The 15,211-nt window shown below is 64.3% G+C and carries 15 protein-coding genes; 4 read left to right on the top strand and 11 right to left on the bottom strand.

The features are described from left to right. Positions 1-2 precede the first annotated feature (2 nt). Positions 3-422, bottom strand: a complete 420-nt coding sequence (gene fur / locus HD883_RS26550; RefSeq protein WP_179589997.1) for a ferric iron uptake transcriptional regulator — start codon at positions 420-422, stop codon at positions 3-5. 182 nt (positions 423-604) lie between these two features. On the opposite strand from fur, the gene HD883_RS26545 reads away from it, so the two are divergent. After that, a complete protein-coding gene (locus tag HD883_RS26545; RefSeq protein WP_179589999.1) occupies positions 605-1,102 on the top strand; it encodes an outer membrane protein assembly factor BamE in 498 nt (165 codons plus the stop codon). A 2-nt stretch (positions 1,103-1,104) separates the two neighbouring features. Further along, a complete protein-coding gene (dapB, locus tag HD883_RS26540) occupies positions 1,105-1,899 on the top strand; it encodes a 4-hydroxy-tetrahydrodipicolinate reductase (RefSeq protein WP_179590000.1) in 795 nt (264 codons plus the stop codon). A gap of 46 nt (positions 1,900-1,945) precedes the next feature. Here the strand turns inward: dapB and HD883_RS26535 are convergent, their stop codons facing one another. Beyond that, positions 1,946-2,599, bottom strand: a complete 654-nt coding sequence (locus HD883_RS26535) for a CheB methylesterase domain-containing protein (protein ID WP_179590002.1) — start codon at positions 2,597-2,599, stop codon at positions 1,946-1,948. A 16-nt stretch (positions 2,600-2,615) separates the two neighbouring features. Beyond that, entirely contained in the window at positions 2,616-3,500 is an 885-nt protein-coding gene (locus HD883_RS26530) for a CheR family methyltransferase (protein WP_373563494.1), read from the bottom strand. Between the two features lie 191 nt (positions 3,501-3,691). Between HD883_RS26530 and HD883_RS26525 the strand changes: the two genes are divergently transcribed. Both HD883_RS26525 and HD883_RS26520 read left to right on the top strand, forming a co-directional pair. Beyond that, the gene (locus HD883_RS26525) at positions 3,692-5,257 is read left to right on the top strand and encodes a sensor histidine kinase (protein ID WP_179590004.1); all 1,566 of its coding nucleotides are present in this window, start codon (positions 3,692-3,694) and stop codon (positions 5,255-5,257) included. Beyond that, the gene (locus tag HD883_RS26520; RefSeq protein WP_179590006.1) at positions 5,254-5,886 is read left to right on the top strand and encodes a response regulator; all 633 of its coding nucleotides are present in this window, start codon (positions 5,254-5,256) and stop codon (positions 5,884-5,886) included. The genes HD883_RS26525 and HD883_RS26520 overlap by 4 nt, the downstream gene beginning before the upstream one ends. Before the next feature lie 124 nt (positions 5,887-6,010). Here HD883_RS26520 and HD883_RS26515 read toward each other — a convergent pair whose 3' ends face one another. From HD883_RS26515 to HD883_RS26480, 8 genes are all read right to left on the bottom strand, one after another. Next, positions 6,011-6,976 carry a response regulator gene (locus HD883_RS26515; protein ID WP_179590008.1) on the bottom strand — a complete coding sequence of 322 codons (966 nt, stop codon included), beginning with the start codon at positions 6,974-6,976 and terminating at the stop codon, positions 6,011-6,013. A gap of 63 nt (positions 6,977-7,039) precedes the next feature. Beyond that, positions 7,040-8,254: a flagellar hook-associated protein FlgL gene (flgL, locus tag HD883_RS26510; protein WP_179590010.1), complete on the bottom strand. Its 1,215-nt coding sequence runs from the start codon at positions 8,252-8,254 to the stop codon at positions 7,040-7,042. Positions 8,255-8,345: 91 nt separating this feature from the next. Continuing rightward, a complete protein-coding gene (gene flgK, locus HD883_RS26505) occupies positions 8,346-10,247 on the bottom strand; it encodes a flagellar hook-associated protein FlgK (protein WP_179590012.1) in 1,902 nt (633 codons plus the stop codon). Positions 10,248-10,434: 187 nt separating this feature from the next. Then, positions 10,435-11,625 carry a flagellar assembly peptidoglycan hydrolase FlgJ gene (gene flgJ / locus HD883_RS26500; RefSeq protein ID WP_179590014.1) on the bottom strand — a complete coding sequence of 397 codons (1,191 nt, stop codon included), beginning with the start codon at positions 11,623-11,625 and terminating at the stop codon, positions 10,435-10,437. Next, the gene (locus tag HD883_RS26495) at positions 11,625-12,782 is read right to left on the bottom strand and encodes a flagellar basal body P-ring protein FlgI (RefSeq protein ID WP_179590016.1); all 1,158 of its coding nucleotides are present in this window, start codon (positions 12,780-12,782) and stop codon (positions 11,625-11,627) included. Before HD883_RS26495 ends, flgJ begins: the two co-directional genes overlap by 1 nt. Then, on the bottom strand, positions 12,782-13,498 hold the full coding sequence (locus tag HD883_RS26490) for a flagellar basal body L-ring protein FlgH (protein WP_257022698.1): 717 nt from the start codon (positions 13,496-13,498) through the stop codon (positions 12,782-12,784). The genes HD883_RS26495 and HD883_RS26490 overlap by 1 nt, the downstream gene beginning before the upstream one ends. Before the next feature lie 19 nt (positions 13,499-13,517). Continuing rightward, on the bottom strand, positions 13,518-14,300 hold the full coding sequence (flgG, locus tag HD883_RS26485; protein ID WP_179590018.1) for a flagellar basal-body rod protein FlgG: 783 nt from the start codon (positions 14,298-14,300) through the stop codon (positions 13,518-13,520). A 166-nt stretch (positions 14,301-14,466) separates the two neighbouring features. Then, a complete protein-coding gene (locus tag HD883_RS26480) occupies positions 14,467-15,210 on the bottom strand; it encodes a flagellar basal body rod protein FlgF (protein ID WP_179590020.1) in 744 nt (247 codons plus the stop codon). Position 15,211: the final 1 nt, after the last annotated feature.

Below are 15,211 nucleotides of genomic sequence, written 5' to 3'. Positions count from 1 at the left end.
GGTCAGCGCGCCTTGGTGCAGCGCTGGCAGATACCGTACAACGACAGGGCGTGGCCGGTCAGGGTGAAGTTGTGGTCCTTGGCGATCTTCTGCTGGCGCTTTTCGATTTCGGAATCAAAAAACTCTTCGACGCGGCCGCAGTTGGTGCAGATCAGGTGGTCGTGGTGTTCGCCTTCGTTCAATTCGAACACGGCCTTGCCGCTGTCGAACTGGCTGCGGCTGAGCAGGCCGGCCTGTTCGAACTGGGTCAGCACGCGATACACGGTTGCCAGTCCGATTTCGACGTTTTCGCCGATCAACGCCCGGTAAACGTCCTCTGCGCTCATGTGGCGCGTTTCGGCTTTACGGAACACATCCAGGATCTTCAATCGAGGAAACGTCGCCTTCAGGCCGATGCTTTTGAGTTCGTTCTGGTCAGTCATGGTGGTCCTTTAGCAGCCTGTTACTTCGTTCAGCCTTTATGATAACGGTTTCCCCAGTCAAGACGAGTTGCGCATCTGTGCCAAACGCTCTGATTTACCTATTTCGCTCGCCCGCCCGCGCCACGCTGCCGGCCGCCCCTGATTCCCGCCGCGCAGCCCCTGTGCGCTGGAAGCTTGCCAGCATGGCTGCCGTCATGGCACTGGCCGGATGCAGCAGTGTGACCAATTACGTGCCGGGCTTCATCAAGCCCTACAAGGCCGACATTCAGCAGGGCAACTGGCTCACGCAGTCGCAGGTCGACATGCTGCGCCAGGGCATGACGCGCGAACAGGTGCGTTTCGCCCTCGGCACGCCAACGCTGACCAGCATCTTCCGCGGCGAACGCTGGGACTACCCTTACCTGTTCATTCCGGGTAATGGCCCGACCGAAGAACGCGTGTTCACCGTCTACTTCGCGAACGACAAGCTGGACCGCTGGAATGGCGACAAGCAGCCGGCACGCCAGCCGTTCCAGAAGACGGACACGCGCCGCGAAGCCGCGACGCCCGTGTTCCGCTCGAATACGGCCGCCAATCCCGGTCCGGAAACGGTCCCGCAAGGCGAGACGCTGGACGGCACGCCGCCGCCCGCCAGCCTGGATCCCAGCTCGGTGCCCATGCCGACGCCGGCAAGGAACTGACGATGCGGATTGCCATTGCAGGCGCAAGCGGGCGCATGGGCCGCATGCTGATCGAAGCCGTGACTGCCGCGCCCGACATGACGCTGACGGTGGCCCTGGGCCATGCCGGCAGCAAAAGCATCGGCACCGACGCCACGGCATTCACGGGGCGCGACAGCGGGGTCATCGTCACGTCCGACCTCGACGCGCTGGCGAACGCCGACTGCCTGATCGACTTCACGCGGCCCCAGGCCACGCTGGACCATCTGGACGCCTGCGCACGCCACGGCGTGAAACTGGTGATTGGCACCACGGGCTTCGATGAAGCCGGCAAGGCCGCCATTGCCAAGGCTGGCGAGCAGGTCGGCGTGGTGTTCGCGCCGAACATGAGCATCGGCGTCAACGTCACGCTCAAGCTGCTGGATATTGCCGCGCGCATCCTGAAAGACGACTACGACGTGGAAGTGTTCGACCTGCATCACAAGCACAAGGTCGACGCACCATCGGGCACCGCGCTCAAGATGGGCGAAACGGTGGCCGACGCCTGGGGCAAGCCCCTGGCCGACGTGGCAACCTGGGCGCGTCATGGCGACACCGGCGCGCGTCAAGCCGGCACGATCGGTTTTTCCGCTGCGCGCGGGGGCGACGTGGTGGGCGATCACACCGTGTTCTTCTGCGGACCGGGTGAACGCATCGAAGTCACGCACCGTTCCAGCAGCCGCGCCACCTACGCCGAAGGCAGCGTACGCGCCGCGCGCTTTCTGGCCGACCAGGCCACCGGCCTGTTCGACATGCAGGACGTGCTCGGACTGAAGTAAGGCGGTGGGTCAGGGGTAAGGCGGTTGTCCAAGGCAAGGCGGCCTTTCAGGGCACCAGCGCCCGCTGCCTGGCTTCCACCGCCACCAGAATGCGCTGCGCGATCTGCGGCAGCGCGACCACCTCGTGTACGGCGCCCAGCGCGATTGCCTCGCGCGGCATGCCGAACACCACGCTGGTGGCCTGGTCCTGCGCCAGGTTGTAGCCGCCAGCGTCGCGCAGGGTCAGCATGGCGCGTGCGCCATCCTTGCCCATGCCCGTCAGCATGACAGACACGGCAGCCTGCCCCGCCATCTTTGCGACCGACAAGAACAACACTTCGACCGACGGCCGGTGGCGGTTCACCGGTTCGTCTTCGGACAGCACCGCGCTGTAGCCGAACAGCGCATGCCGCACGGCCAGGTGCGCATGGCCGGGCGCAACATAGGCCCAGCCTGCCAGCAGGCGTTCTTCGTGTTCGGCTTCCTTCACGTGCACGGCTGAATATTTGTTCAGCCGGTCGGCAAAACTGCGGGTAAAGCCGGGCGGCATGTGCTGCGTGATCACGATCGGCGGCAGGCCGGCGGGCAAATGCATCAACACTTCGCGGATGGCTTCGGTGCCGCCGGTCGACGCGCCGATCGCAATGATCAGGCGGCGGTCGTACCGGCCGGCATGCACGGCGGCCAGGGTGGCGCACGTGGGCGCAAGGGGCTCGGTCATGGCCGGGTCCGGGCGATCAGGTGGCTGCGCCGGGCTGGCGTGCCCGCGCGTACACCGTCTTGCCCTGCAGCACGAACGCCTGCTGACCGTGCGAGAAGTTCTCGGAATGGCCGACAAACAACAAGGCGTCGGGCGGCATCAGCGGCGCCATGCGCGACACGACCTTGAGCTGCGTGGCGCGGTCGAAATAGATCAGCACGTTGCGACAGAAAATGGCATCGAAAGGCCCCCGCACCGACCACACCGGGTCCAGCAGATTCAGTTGCCGGAAAGTGACGAGCGCCCGCAATTCCGGCCGCACCGTATACGTGCCGGGCGGCCCTTGCACGAAGTACCGGCGCACCTGCGCTTCGGGCACCTTGGCGATCTGGTCTTCGCGGTAGACACCCTTGCGCGCCTGGTCCAGCACGTGGGTATCGAGGTCGGTCGCGATGATCTGAATCGGCGGCGTCAACGTGCCGAAGGATTCCGCCGCGGTCAGCGCGATGGTCCAGACTTCTTCCCCGGTAGATGCCGCAGCGCACCAGATCTGCTGGGTATGACCCGGGCGAGCCCGCTGCTTGAAGTGGTCGGCCAGCATCTGGAAGTGATGGCTTTCGCGGTAGAAATAGGTCAGATTGGTCGTCAAGGCGTTGACGAACTGTTCCCATTCCGGCGACCCGCTGCGCAGCGCGTCAAGGTAGGCGCGGAAGGTCGACGCCCCGGTGGCGCGCAGGCGGCGCGCCAGACGGCTGTAGACCATGCTGCGTTTGGCTTCCGACAACGCAATGCCGGTGTGTTGCTTCAGCAGCAAACGCACCTTGTCGAAATCGGCGGTGTCGAAGGCAAATTCGGTGGCCCCGGCGGACTCGCCGAGCGCGGCCAGGCCCTGTACGAGTGTGGAAGTGGGGCTTCTCGGGATCACGGTGGTCCTTAAAAAGGGGGGCGACGCCCGCGCGGCTGCGCCGCGTGATATCGTCGCACGCTATCATTGCAGAGCTTATCGGCAGTAGGCCCACGCTTATTGAGAGCAGCCCGTCAAATTGCTGCAAATCCGATGACACGCCTGACTGCCGGTGCGGCGTGGGCACCCAATACCAGGTTCTTCACACCATGATGGCTACGCCACCCACCCTGCCCGGTCCGGACGACGCCGACGGCCGCGATGCCACGCCGTTGTGCGTGCTGTTCGTCGAGGATTCCCCCTCCGACTTCTCGCTCATGCGGGCGGTGCTGGCCAATGCTGGCCTGACGATCTCCGCACGCCGCGTGGAGACCGAACAGGACATGCGCGAAGCGCTCAGCACGGCGCAATGGCACGCGATCGTCAGTGATCACTCCCTGCCCACCTTCAGCGGCAAACGCGCGCTGGCGGTGGCCAAGGACATCGGCTTTTCCGGTCCCTTCCTGATCGTGTCGGGCGCCATCGGCGAAGAAGCCGCGGTGGACGCCATGCGCTCGGGCGCCGACGACTACGTCATGAAGAACAACCTGCGCCGGCTGCCGCCTGCCCTGGAACGCAGCCTGCGCGAAGTGCGCAGCCGCGATCAGCGCATGCGTGCCGAGACCGCGCTGGAATCCGCGCATGATCAGTTAAACGCGATCTTCTCGGCCACACCCGTTGCGCTGTTTGCAGTAGCCCGCAACTTGCAGGTCACGATGTGGAGCCCGGCGATCGAAGAACTGACCGGCATGTCGCACACCGAAGTCCTGACCAAACAATTCACCTTGCCCGATCCGGGCGACACCGAACGCCTGCTGACGCTGATCATGCCGGCACTTGGCGGCTTCCCCCTGACCGGCCTGCCCTTCGGCATGCAGGCCCGCGGCGAACGCCGCGAGCTGCTGGTGTCCGCCAGCCCGCTGAGCGGCCGGCCGCCTGCAGGCTGTGTGGTGTCGCTGTCGGATGTGACCCACCTGGCTCGCGCGCAAGCCGAACTGAGCCGGTCCGAACAGCAGTTGCGCGAACTGTCGCGCCATACCGAACTCGTTCGCGAAAACGAACGCGCGGAGCTTGCCCGCGAGATTCACGATGACCTGGGTGCACTCGTTACGCGAATCCGCGCCGACCTCGCGCTGGCCCGCCGTCGCTCCAGTGAACCGGCTACGGCACAATTGCTGGAAGAAGCCGAGCAGATGGTTGCATCATTGGGCGTGGCGATCTCGCGCATTGCGCGCGCCATGCGGCCACCGGTGTTGGATTTTGGCATCGTCGCCGCCATCGAATGGCAGGCCCGCGACTTCTCGCAGCACTCCGGCATCGAAGTGAAGGTGAACACCAATCAGGAAGATCTGTCGCTCGGCCTGGAGCAATCCACCGCCGTGTTTCGCATCTTCCAGGAAGCCCTGACCAACATTTTCAAGCACGCGCAGGCCACGCGCGTGAACATAGAGTTGTTTGCAGACGACACCAGCATGACGCTGGAAGTGCGCGATAACGGGGTCGGTCTGGCCCCCGATGCCCTGCGAAAACAGACGTCTTTCGGGCTGCGCGGCATGATGGAACGCATCCACAGTTTAGGTGGCTGGATGGATATAAGTGGAACACCCATGGCGGATAGTGGCAGCGCAGCCTCATCCAAAGGAACTACACTAATGATATCTATACCGCTACACAGTCAGGATCCATCCATGGCCGCACATTCCAAAGATCCCAAGCCCAATGCAGGCGCCGAATGATTCGCCTGGTTATCGTTGACGACCACGCCATCGTTCGCTCTGGCCTGCGTCAGATCGCACAGACAGAAGGCGGCATCAGCGTCGTCGGTGAAGCCGGCGAATGCGGCGAATTGCTCGACATGCTGCGCAAGACCGAAGCCGACGTGGTGCTGATGGATATTTCCATGCCTGGCAAGAGCGGGCTCGACGCCCTCAAGCAGGTACGAGAGCGCTGGCCCAAGACGGCCGTGCTGATGCTCAGCATGTATCCCGAAGACCAGTATGCGGTACGCAGCGTCAAGGCAGGCGCCGCCGGTTATCTGCACAAGAACTCGCCGCCCGAAACGGTTATCGAAGCGATCCGCACCGTTGCGCGCGGCAAGAAGTACATCACGCCCGAACTCGCCGAACAGCTGGCCACGCATCTGAGCCAGGGGGACGAGCGCCCGGTGCACGAAACGCTGTCCGATCGCGAATACCAGACCATGGCCATGATCGCCTCGGGCCGCACGCTGACGCAGATCGCCGAAGCCATGTCGCTGTCGCCCAAGACGGTGTCGGTCTATCGCGCGCGACTGCTCGAAAAGATGAAGCTGAAGAACAACTCCGAGCTCACGCACTACGCGCTGAAGCATCGGCTGGTGGACTGACGCTCAGGCTCTTGCTGCTGCAGTTGAAGGTACAAGGCGTCGCCCGGTGGGCGACGCCTTTTGTTTGGGTGGCGTGTAGGACCGTGCCGTCGTCGCCCGTCAGGGCGCGGCAGTCACGGCAGAGTTACTCGCCCATCCGGCTCGTGTAGTACTTCCCGCCGCCGGCCTTGTCCAACGCCGCCCCGGTCGTGTCGGAATGCAGCACGGTACAGACTGCCTCCCGCCCGTCACGCAGATACGAAAGATTATCGAACGCCAGCATGTTCGCCATGGCAATGCCCCGGCCGTGCGAATCAAAGGCGCGATCGGGCGACATTTCCAGGAATGACGGCCAGTCGAAGCCCGGGCCTTCGTCCAGAATGTGAAAGACAAGCCGGTCGGGCAAACGCCGGAAGGTCGCCTGCGCGATGCGGTGCGCGTACTTGGGCATGGCCAGGCGCCGCTCGATTTCCTGCGCCCATCCACCTTCCACGCTCAGGCGGCCCTTCTCGGCATAGCCGAGTTCCAGGTTGCCGTGTTCGATCGCGTTGATCATGAGCTCGGCCAGGCCGACCACGACGGCTTCCGGATTTGGGCACAGCTTGGCCAGGAAAGACGCCAGCTGGCGCGCTTCCGACAGGGTCGAAAACGTGAACTGCGCACGCTGAACGTTGGAGAAGATTTCCTGCGCGTCGGTCAGCTGGCGCTTGAGCTGCTTCTGCCGCGCGCGAACATCGATCGCAGCGGACACCACAGCCACCAGGATCGCGTGTTCGTAGGGTTTGGTCAGGTAGTAGTGGGCCCCCTTCGTGAAGCCCTCCAGGACCTCGTGCTGGCGCGACGCGGCCGTCTGCATGATGACGGGGATGTCGGCGAAGCGGGGGTCGGACTTCATCCGCTCGAGCAATTCGATGCCATTGATGCCCGGCATCATGCGGTCGAGCACGACGATGTCGAAGGGGACGCCGCCATGCTGCAGCATGTCCCAGGCCTGGATGCCATCACTGGCAGCCTTCAATCGGTATCGGGGGTCCGACAAGTGTTCGGAAATGATGGCCAGATTGAGTGGCTCATCATCCACGACCAAGATGTTGAACAGGTCCTGCTGCATGCTGCCTCTGAGTATGCCCCTGCGGTCCGTGCCGGAGGGCGAAGTTCACACCGGCAGCTGGGATCAGAGGTAGTTGAAGATGCTTAGTTGCGAAATCTTAGTGTAAGTCAGTTGGGCGGCTTCGACGCTGAACTTGCGCTGGGCCAGTTGCGTTGCCAACTCGACTTGCGACGTTGCGTCGGCCCCGGTCACGCGGGCAATTTCTTCGGTCAACGCGTCGCTGCGCGCGCTGTCCGCCGACAGGGCGGCTTCGACCTCGTTCAGCCGGCTGCCCAGCGATGTGCGGGCTTCCAGCATCCGGTCCAGGCCGCCGTCGATGTTTGCCGACAGGGCAAACAGCGCATTGCCCCGCCGCGCGGATTCCTGCGACGACTCCGGCATGCTCAGCGCCGCAATGGCCTGATCCATGGTGTCGAAGATGCTTTGACTGGTCGAGCTGGACACGCTGAGCGTATCGCCGGCCTTGGGCGCGCCGCTGAACGACAGGCGGACGCCGGCAACGTCCAGCGTGGCCGCACCTTTGGTCAGCGTGCCGGCAGCGTAAGGCTCGCCATCGCCGTCAGTGACTGTGTACGCCCCGTCGGCGCCGAACGCCACGTTGAACGGGCCGAGGGCTTTTTCGGTGCCCCAGATTGTCTTGTCGTTGATGGTGCTGCCCGTCAGCAGCAGGCCACCCATATTGGCGTCGCCGGCGGTTGCCACGACACCGGACTTGCCGGTAAGCGCCGTATCGAACACATACGCGCCCGAGAAGTTGGCGTCGATGAACCGGTTCGGTCCGATCTGGCTCTGGCGGATGCCGCTGTCGCCGCCGTAGACGACGCCTTCGGACGTGCGTGAAAACGGCTGGGAGTCGCGCTTGAAGCCTGCGAACACGAAGTTGCCGCTTTCGTCCTGGGTGTTGGCCAACGACATCATCTGGTCGCGCAGGCTGGTCATGTCCGCCACGACCGAGGCCCGATCGGACGGGCTCAACACGCCGCTGCCCGCCTTGACGATGGACGACTTGAACGCCGACAGCAGCGTGCTGCCCTGGCCCAGGTAGTTTTCGGCCTGCTCCAGCTGCCCCTTCACGTCCGCCTGATTCTTCTGCATCTGTTCCGACGACCGGAGGCTGGCATCCAGCGCCACTTCGCGGCTCGACGCGATCGGGTCATCGGCCGGCGTCAAGACACGACGGCCTTCTGCCACCTGCTGGGCCACCTTCACAAGGGACGCCTGCTGGGTGGTCATGGCGCGGACGCTGGCTTCATGCAACTGGGCGGAGCTGATTCTCATGGCAAGTCTCTTGGTGCGTGGGGTATGCGGGTCAGGCGAAAGTCGGAACGGCGTACGGATCGAAGTGCGGATAGGGTGACTACCCCACCAATCAGCGGATCGACGTGATCAGTTCATCAAACAATTGCGACGACATCGCCAGGATCTTGCCGGCCGCCGCATAGGCTTGCTGATAGCGGATCAGGGACGCGCCTTCCTCGTCGGTGTTCACGCCGGCATTCGACTGTTCTTCGTTGATCGACTGCGTGAAGGCGGCCTGCTGCGCCGTCTTGCTGACGTTGACGGCGCTGGCCCGGGTACCGACCTGCGCGACCAGCGACGCGTACTTGTCGGTCAGGGTATTGCCATCAAGCAGCTTGGTTGTGCTCAGCGCGGCCATGGCCAATGCATTGCGGTTGTCACCCGAGGGATCGCCGGGCGACGCAGCCACCGTAAAGGTGTCCCCTGCGGATGGCGTGCCGGTCATGTCGAACGACCAGCCGTTCAACGCGATCTCGGACTTGGGCGGGGTAAGCGCGCCAGCGCCCAGCACCGCGCCTGCATTGTTGCGCAGCTCGTACTTGCTGCTGTCGGTGAACACGACATTGACCGAGCTGCCGTAGTCCACGGTATCAGCCTGAACCGAATGCAGGTGGCCGATGACGCCCGTACCCTTGTTGGCGGCTGCCGTCTTGAGTTCCATCGGCGCCGCCGTGGCGATCTTGTTCGGATCGTTGATCAGCACCTGCAGACCGCTTGCCGCTTCCCGCGCCACGCTGATGGTGAACGAGTCACCGTCGGCCATGTCGCCGGACGTCAGGCCAATTTGCAGCCCTTCAAATTTCTGGGGCAAGGAATCGTAGGTGCCCACGACCGCGCCGGAACTGCCGCGTGTCACGACGTAATCGCTGCCGTTGCGGGTCACCTGATAGTCATCGCCCGTCAGCGACCGGATGTCGGTCACGCTGATCGATACCGAGCCGTCTCCGGTATTGCTGCGGCCCGGCACGACCAGGGGGGCGCCAATGGTGAACATGGGCGTACCCGCGGCGCCCTTGGCGTCGATCCCGAATTGCTGCTGCTGGTTATAGCCGGCAGCCATGGCAATGGCGATCTTGCCAAGCTGGGTCTGCGCGTTATTCAGTTCCTTGTCGCGGAACTGGACGAGCGCGCCAAGGGATCCGCCTTCCAGGTCGGACTCGCGCAGCGGCGTTTCCTTGCCCGAACGCATTAGGGTCAGCGTACCGCCGGCCAGCGAGTTCGCATCGGACTGGAAAACGAATTGCGATGCCACGGTGCCAACAACCAGCGGCTGGCCGCTGGTCAGGTTCACGTTGACGGAGTTTTCTTGCGTGCTGAAGCTGATGGACGTGAGCTTGCCGAGTTCGCGCAGCACCTGCTCGCGCTGGTCCAGCAGTTCGTTGGGCGAGTGGCCATTGCCGGTAGCGCCCATGGCCACGTTGATCTTGTCGTTGTAGGTCGCAATGGACTGAACCAGTTCGTTGATCTTGACCGTGGTCGCCGAGATCTGCTGGTTGGTGCCGTTGCGCAGGCTGCTCAGGTCATCGCTGATGCTGCGAAAGCGCGCCGACGCGGACTGGGCCGCCGTCAGCGCCGCCTGCCGCGGCGCCGATTCGCTGGGACGCTGGCCAAGATTGCTCATGGCCTCGTACATGGTATTCAGCGAGTTCGTGATACCCGTTTCGACCGTGCCCATCCGGTTCATCAGCCCGGTCATCTGGTCGGAGTAGGTATCGAGGTAGCTGAGCGACGACGCGGCCTGCGTGGTCTGTGCGGTCAGGAACGCGTTGTAGGCGCGGGTAACGGTCACCACGTCCACGCCCTGGCCGAAGTATCCCGAACCGGAAAAATTGGAGAACGACGCGTTCTGCACCAAGGTCTGGCGTGAATACCCGACCGTATCGGCATTGGTGATGTTGTTCGCGGTGACGGACATGCCGGCCTGGGCGGCCTTGAGTCCGGTCAATGCGATGTTCAGGATACTGGTTGCCATATCAGCAGATGCCTATGCGAAGTGCCTGGAGCGGTTTCGCCCGTTCCTTGGATTAACGGTTGTCGGGGGGGAATCTTGAGCCACGGCGCTGCACTGAACCGCTTGGGGTCAAGCTCGCTCGGAACAAATCGCCTGGGTCGGCAAGCTGGCGCTGCCTGCCCAACCGGACCTACGCCGACCACCCCCGTCAGACCACCACCTTCATGGCGCGGCGGATCGTGCTGGACAGCTTTTCGGCGTAGCGCGGATCCGTGGCGTAGCCGGCGCGCTGCAGGCCCTGCGCGAACTGCTCGGCGCTGCCGCTGCCCTTCAAGGCGTTGGCATAACGGGGATTGGTCGACAACATGCGCGCATAATCTTCGAACGCGTCTTCGTAAGAGTCATACGCCCGGAATTTGGCGGACACGCGTTCCGCCTTGCCATCGGTGTATTCGGTGGTCCGGGTTTCAGCGACACGGCCTGACCAGCCCGTGGCTTTGACGCCAAAGAGGTTGTGGCTGCGCTGGCCGTCCGCGCTGCGGATCTCGTGCTTGCCCCAGCCGGACTCGAGCGCTGCCTGACCGAGGATATACACGGCCGGAATGCCGGTCGCTTCTTCCGCTCTGCGCGCCGCCGGCATGTATTTCGCCAGAAACGCGGTGCGCACGTCTTCGGGTGAGCCGGCGACGGTGGCCGTTGCAGCCGCGCCGGATGCGCCTGCTGCACCCGCGGAAACCGCGGCGCCGACCCGCTGCTGCGTCTGCCCGGTGTAGCGGCGGATCGTGTCGGCCATGGCGCCGCCCGCACCCACCCCGCCGACTGAACCTTTACCTGTTCCTGCATCTACCCCGTTGCTGCCCGACGCACTGGAAAAACTGCCGTTCTGGATGCGGCGCGCTCCGTTCAGATTCAGCGCCGCGCCGGGGTCGACCTGCTGCCCCTGCCCTTGCAGGCTGGCACGCGAGCGCGCCAGGCTGAGCGTCGACATCGACAGCGGCATGCCCGCGCGGGCCACCGAGTCGGCCGACACGGTGCTGCGTGTCATCTGTTTTTCGATCACGTCGGCCAGCCCCAGACCGCTATGTTCGGGTGCGGGCGACGTGGACCCATCGGGACGCTTGGTCGGCACGCCAGACAGTGTCTGCGCCATCTGCTGGTCCAGCATGCCACGCCAGTTCTGGGTGGCGGGACTGTTGAAGGCTTCGGCAATGCCGCCTTCGCCCGCGAAGGACGTCTGGCGCATCTGGCTCAGCAGCGTCTGCGCGAAGTGGGCTTCGAACTGACGCGCGGCGGTCCGTGCGGACGCCTTCGGGTCGGTCCGCGACTGCACCTTGAGCGCGTCGAGCGACCGCGCATCGATGGCCATCCCGGCCGAAGTGCCTGCATCCAGTTTTGCCATCAGATGATCTCCAGGTCCGCCGTCAGTGCGCCTGCCGTCTTGAGTGCCTGCAGGATGGAAATGAGGTCTTGCGGTGTCGCGCCCAGCATGTTCAAGGCTTTGACCACTTCGGACAACTGCGCGCCGCCATCAAGATGCATGATCGGGCCCCCGCCCTGGCGGATTTCGATGTCGGCACGTTCGGTCACCACGGTCTGCCCGGCGCTGAACGGCGCCGGCTGGCTGACCTGGGGCGTCGTCGACACCGTGACGCTCAGGTTGCCGTGCGCCACCGCAACCGGGCTGAGGCGCACGCTCTGGTTCATGACGACTGACCCGGTGCGCGCGTTGATGACGACGCGTGCCGGTGCGCGGCTGCCGTTGACTTCGATGTCTTCGATCTGCGACATGAAGGTCACCCGCGAGTTCGGAGTACCGGGCGATGCCAGTTCGATCACGCGGCCATCCAGCGCGCGGGCCACCGAACTGCCGAAGAACTTGTTGATGGCTTCAACCACCGCACGCGCGGTCGAGAAATCCGCCGTGGTGAGTTCCAGGCGAAGCATGCTGTCGTCGGCAAACGGGGTCGCGACTTCGCGTTCGACCGTGGCGCCGCCGGGAATACGTCCAGCGCTCAAGTGGTTGATCTGCGCGCGGCTTCCCGCCGCCGACGCGCCCGCACCGCCCACCGACAGGTTGCCCTGTCCCATTGCATAGACCTGGTTATCCAGGCCTTTGAGTGGCGTGAGCAGCAAGGTGCCGCCGCGCAGCGACTTGGCGTTGCCCATGGAACTGACGGTGATGTCGAGTTGCTGACCTGGCTGCGCAAACGCGGGCAATGACGCCGTGACCATCACGGCTGCCACGTTTTTAAGCTGGAGCCGCGTCCCGGGCGGCACGTTGATGCCCAGGTTGGACAGCATGGACATCAGGGATTGGGTGGTGAATGGCGTCTGCGTGGTCTGGTCGCCGGTACCGTCCAGGCCGACCACAAGGCCGTAGCCCACCAGCTGGTTGCTGCGCACACCCTGCAGGGTCGCCAGGTCTTTGATGCGTGCGGCCTGCACCGGCGCGGCGGCAAGCACCAGCGACAGCGCGCCTATGCACACTGCGCCCACAAGGCGGGCCAAGCCGGCACGCGAGGCGCCCGTACGCACCGGAAAGAAGAAGGAAGACATCAGAAAGGCAACACCGAGAAGAAGAAACGCGACAGCCAGCCAACGGTCTGGGCATCATCAATGGCGCCCTGGCCGCGGTACTCGATCCGGGCGTCGGCCACCTGGGTCGAGCTGACCGTATTGCCGCCAACAATGTTGGTCGGGTTGACGACACCCGAGAAGCGCACGCGCTCGGTCTCCCGGTTGGTGCCGATCTGCTTTTCGCCGGCGACCACCAGGTTGCCATTGGGCAGCACTTCGGTCACGGTCACGGCCACGGTGCCCGACAGGATGTTGGATGCGCCCGTGGCGCCCTTGGCGTTGAACTTGTTGTCGCTGTCAGCTTCGATGCCCAGGCCGCGCAGCAGCCCGCCGCCCGGCAACTTGGCCAGCGACGGGATGCTGGCGCGTGCCGACGCGGTGCGCTGGGTTGATGTGTTGTTGCTTTGCGTGGAGTTGATCCGCTCTTCAAGCTTGACCACGAGGGTGTCGCCTACGTCGCGTGCCCGCACATCTTCAAACAGCGGGCGATACCCCGGTGCCGACGCATAGATGCCGCCGGTGGGCCGACGCGCTGCGCTCATGGCGATCGGGTCAACCGGACGCGCGGTGGTGGGACCCGCGATATCGATCTTGGGCACGGCGCAACCGCCCAATGCCGCCAGCAACGATCCCATCGCGGCAACGCCCATCAGAATCCGGCGCAGCGGCGCGCGGCACACAACAACCTTGGTCATACGAACCTCGTGATCGCGCTTACAGCTGCGCAATGCGCGACAGCATCTGGTCGGCAGTGGAGATGGCGCGCGAGTTGATTTCGTACGCGCGCTGGGTCTGGATCATGCCAACGAGTTCTTCGACGACGTTGACGTTGGATGCTTCGGCATAGCCTTGATTGAGCATGCCGGCGCCGTTCTCGCCCGGCACGTTCACGGTCGGCACGCCCGACGCCGCCGTTTCGCCGAACAGGTTCTGGCCAAGCGGCGACAGGCCGACGGGGTTGATGAAGGTCGCGACCTGGATCTGTCCCAACTGCACGGGCTGGACCTGCCCCGCGACCACGGCGCTGACGGTGCCGTCCTGGCCGATCGCCAATTCCTTCGCGCCTTGCGGCAACACGATGCCGGGGTCGACAACAAAACCGTTGCTGGTGACAAGCTGACCCTGACCGTCCACCTGGAAACTGCCGTCACGGGTGTAGGCCAGCGTGCCGTCGGGCATCTGCACCTGGAAGAAGCCCTGGCCGTTGATGGCCACGTCGGTACTGCTCGACGTCTGCTGCAACGCGCCCTGGGTGAAGTTGCGTACAGTGGCGATTGGGCGCGAGCCCGTGCCCACGGTCAACCCTGCAGGCACCTGGTTCAGCTGAGTTGCCTGTGTGCCGGCCGGACGGATGGTCTGATACAGCAAATCTTCGAATACCGCGCGCGAACGCTTGAAGCCGTTGGTGCTGACGTTGGCCAGGTTGTTCGAAATGACGTCCAGTTGGGTCTGCTGCGAATCGAGACCGGTCTTGGCAATCCAGAGGGCACGCATCATGATGACTTTCCTTGAGGGCAGCCCGCGCCACCCATGTTCTTTCTTGCCGCCGCCCTGATACGGGCCGCGGGATGTTCATTAAGACGTCGCTTGCGATGTTCGGGTCGCAACCACGATCCAAGCCGGCGCCGACGCGCCCGACATGCGCAATCAGTTTGGAGCCAGATCAGCTCAGGGACAGGATCTGTGTTGCCGCCTGCTGGTTCTGATCGGTCTTCTGCATCATTTGCACTTGCATGTCGAAGTGGCGCGCTGCCGAAATCATGGTGACCATGGTCTCGACCGAATTGACGTTGCTGCCTTCGATCATGCCCCCCGCCACGCGAACGCCGTCCACGTTCGGCGCCACGCCACCCGCTGTCAGCCGGAACAGTCCGTCACCGCCGCGGGTCACACTGGCTGCCGGCGGATTGACCAGTTTCAGGTCACCCACAATCGCGGCCTGAATGCGGTCGTCGTTTGGAATCGACGAAATCGAACCGTCTTCGTTGATTTCGACTCGGCTGTTGACCGGCAGGACCACCGGCTGATTGTTCGACCCGATGACCGGACGGCCCGCGTTGTCGACCAGGGCGCCGTCGGCGGACTGCTGGAAGCTGCCCGAGCGCGTGAAGGCTTCGGTGCCGTCATTCGACCGCACCACGAACCAGCCCTCGCCCTGCACCGCAACGTCCAGCGTGCGACCCGTGGCGATCATCGCGCCAGGCGCGAGATCGGCACCCGGCGTCGATTCGACGGCATACGCACGTGTCGGCAGACCGGCGCCACCGATTACCGGCGCAGTGCGCTGCGCGGCCACTTCGGCGCGGAACCCGGGCGTCATCGCGTTGGACAGATTGTTCGTCTGCACATCCTGGCGACGCATGAGTTCGCGCGCTCCGGTGGCAGCGATGAAAAGGGCGCGGTCCATG

It is taken from the genome of Pigmentiphaga litoralis, from assembly GCF_013408655.1.
GTDB lineage: Bacteria > Pseudomonadota > Gammaproteobacteria > Burkholderiales > Burkholderiaceae_B > Pigmentiphaga > Pigmentiphaga litoralis_A.
The sequence above is the reverse complement of the archived record's forward strand: the minus strand, read 5'-3'. Positions and strand labels throughout refer to the sequence as shown.

Bases quoted from the DNA above. Each gene is read 5' to 3' on its own strand.
- fur (WP_179589997.1), bottom strand. From the start codon at position 422: ATGACTGACCAGAACGAACTCAAAAGCATCGGCCTGAAGGCGACGTTT.
- HD883_RS26545 (WP_179589999.1), top strand. From the start codon at position 605: ATGGCTGCCGTCATGGCACTGGCCGGATGCAGCAGTGTGACCAATTAC.
- dapB (WP_179590000.1), top strand. From the start codon at position 1,105: ATGCGGATTGCCATTGCAGGCGCAAGCGGGCGCATGGGCCGCATGCTG.
- HD883_RS26535 (WP_179590002.1), bottom strand. From the start codon at position 2,599: ATGACCGAGCCCCTTGCGCCCACGTGCGCCACCCTGGCCGCCGTGCAT.
- HD883_RS26525 (WP_179590004.1), top strand. From the start codon at position 3,692: ATGATGGCTACGCCACCCACCCTGCCCGGTCCGGACGACGCCGACGGC.
- HD883_RS26520 (WP_179590006.1), top strand. From the start codon at position 5,254: ATGATTCGCCTGGTTATCGTTGACGACCACGCCATCGTTCGCTCTGGC.
- HD883_RS26515 (WP_179590008.1), bottom strand. From the start codon at position 6,976: ATGCAGCAGGACCTGTTCAACATCTTGGTCGTGGATGATGAGCCACTC.
- flgL (WP_179590010.1), bottom strand. From the start codon at position 8,254: ATGAGAATCAGCTCCGCCCAGTTGCATGAAGCCAGCGTCCGCGCCATG.
- flgK (WP_179590012.1), bottom strand. From the start codon at position 10,247: ATGGCAACCAGTATCCTGAACATCGCATTGACCGGACTCAAGGCCGCC.
- flgJ (WP_179590014.1), bottom strand. From the start codon at position 11,625: ATGGCAAAACTGGATGCAGGCACTTCGGCCGGGATGGCCATCGATGCG.
- HD883_RS26495 (WP_179590016.1), bottom strand. From the start codon at position 12,782: ATGTCTTCCTTCTTCTTTCCGGTGCGTACGGGCGCCTCGCGTGCCGGC.
- HD883_RS26490 (WP_257022698.1), bottom strand. From the start codon at position 13,498: ATGACCAAGGTTGTTGTGTGCCGCGCGCCGCTGCGCCGGATTCTGATG.
- flgG (WP_179590018.1), bottom strand. From the start codon at position 14,300: ATGATGCGTGCCCTCTGGATTGCCAAGACCGGTCTCGATTCGCAGCAG.
- HD883_RS26480 (WP_179590020.1), bottom strand. From the start codon at position 15,210: ATGGACCGCGCCCTTTTCATCGCTGCCACCGGAGCGCGCGAACTCATG.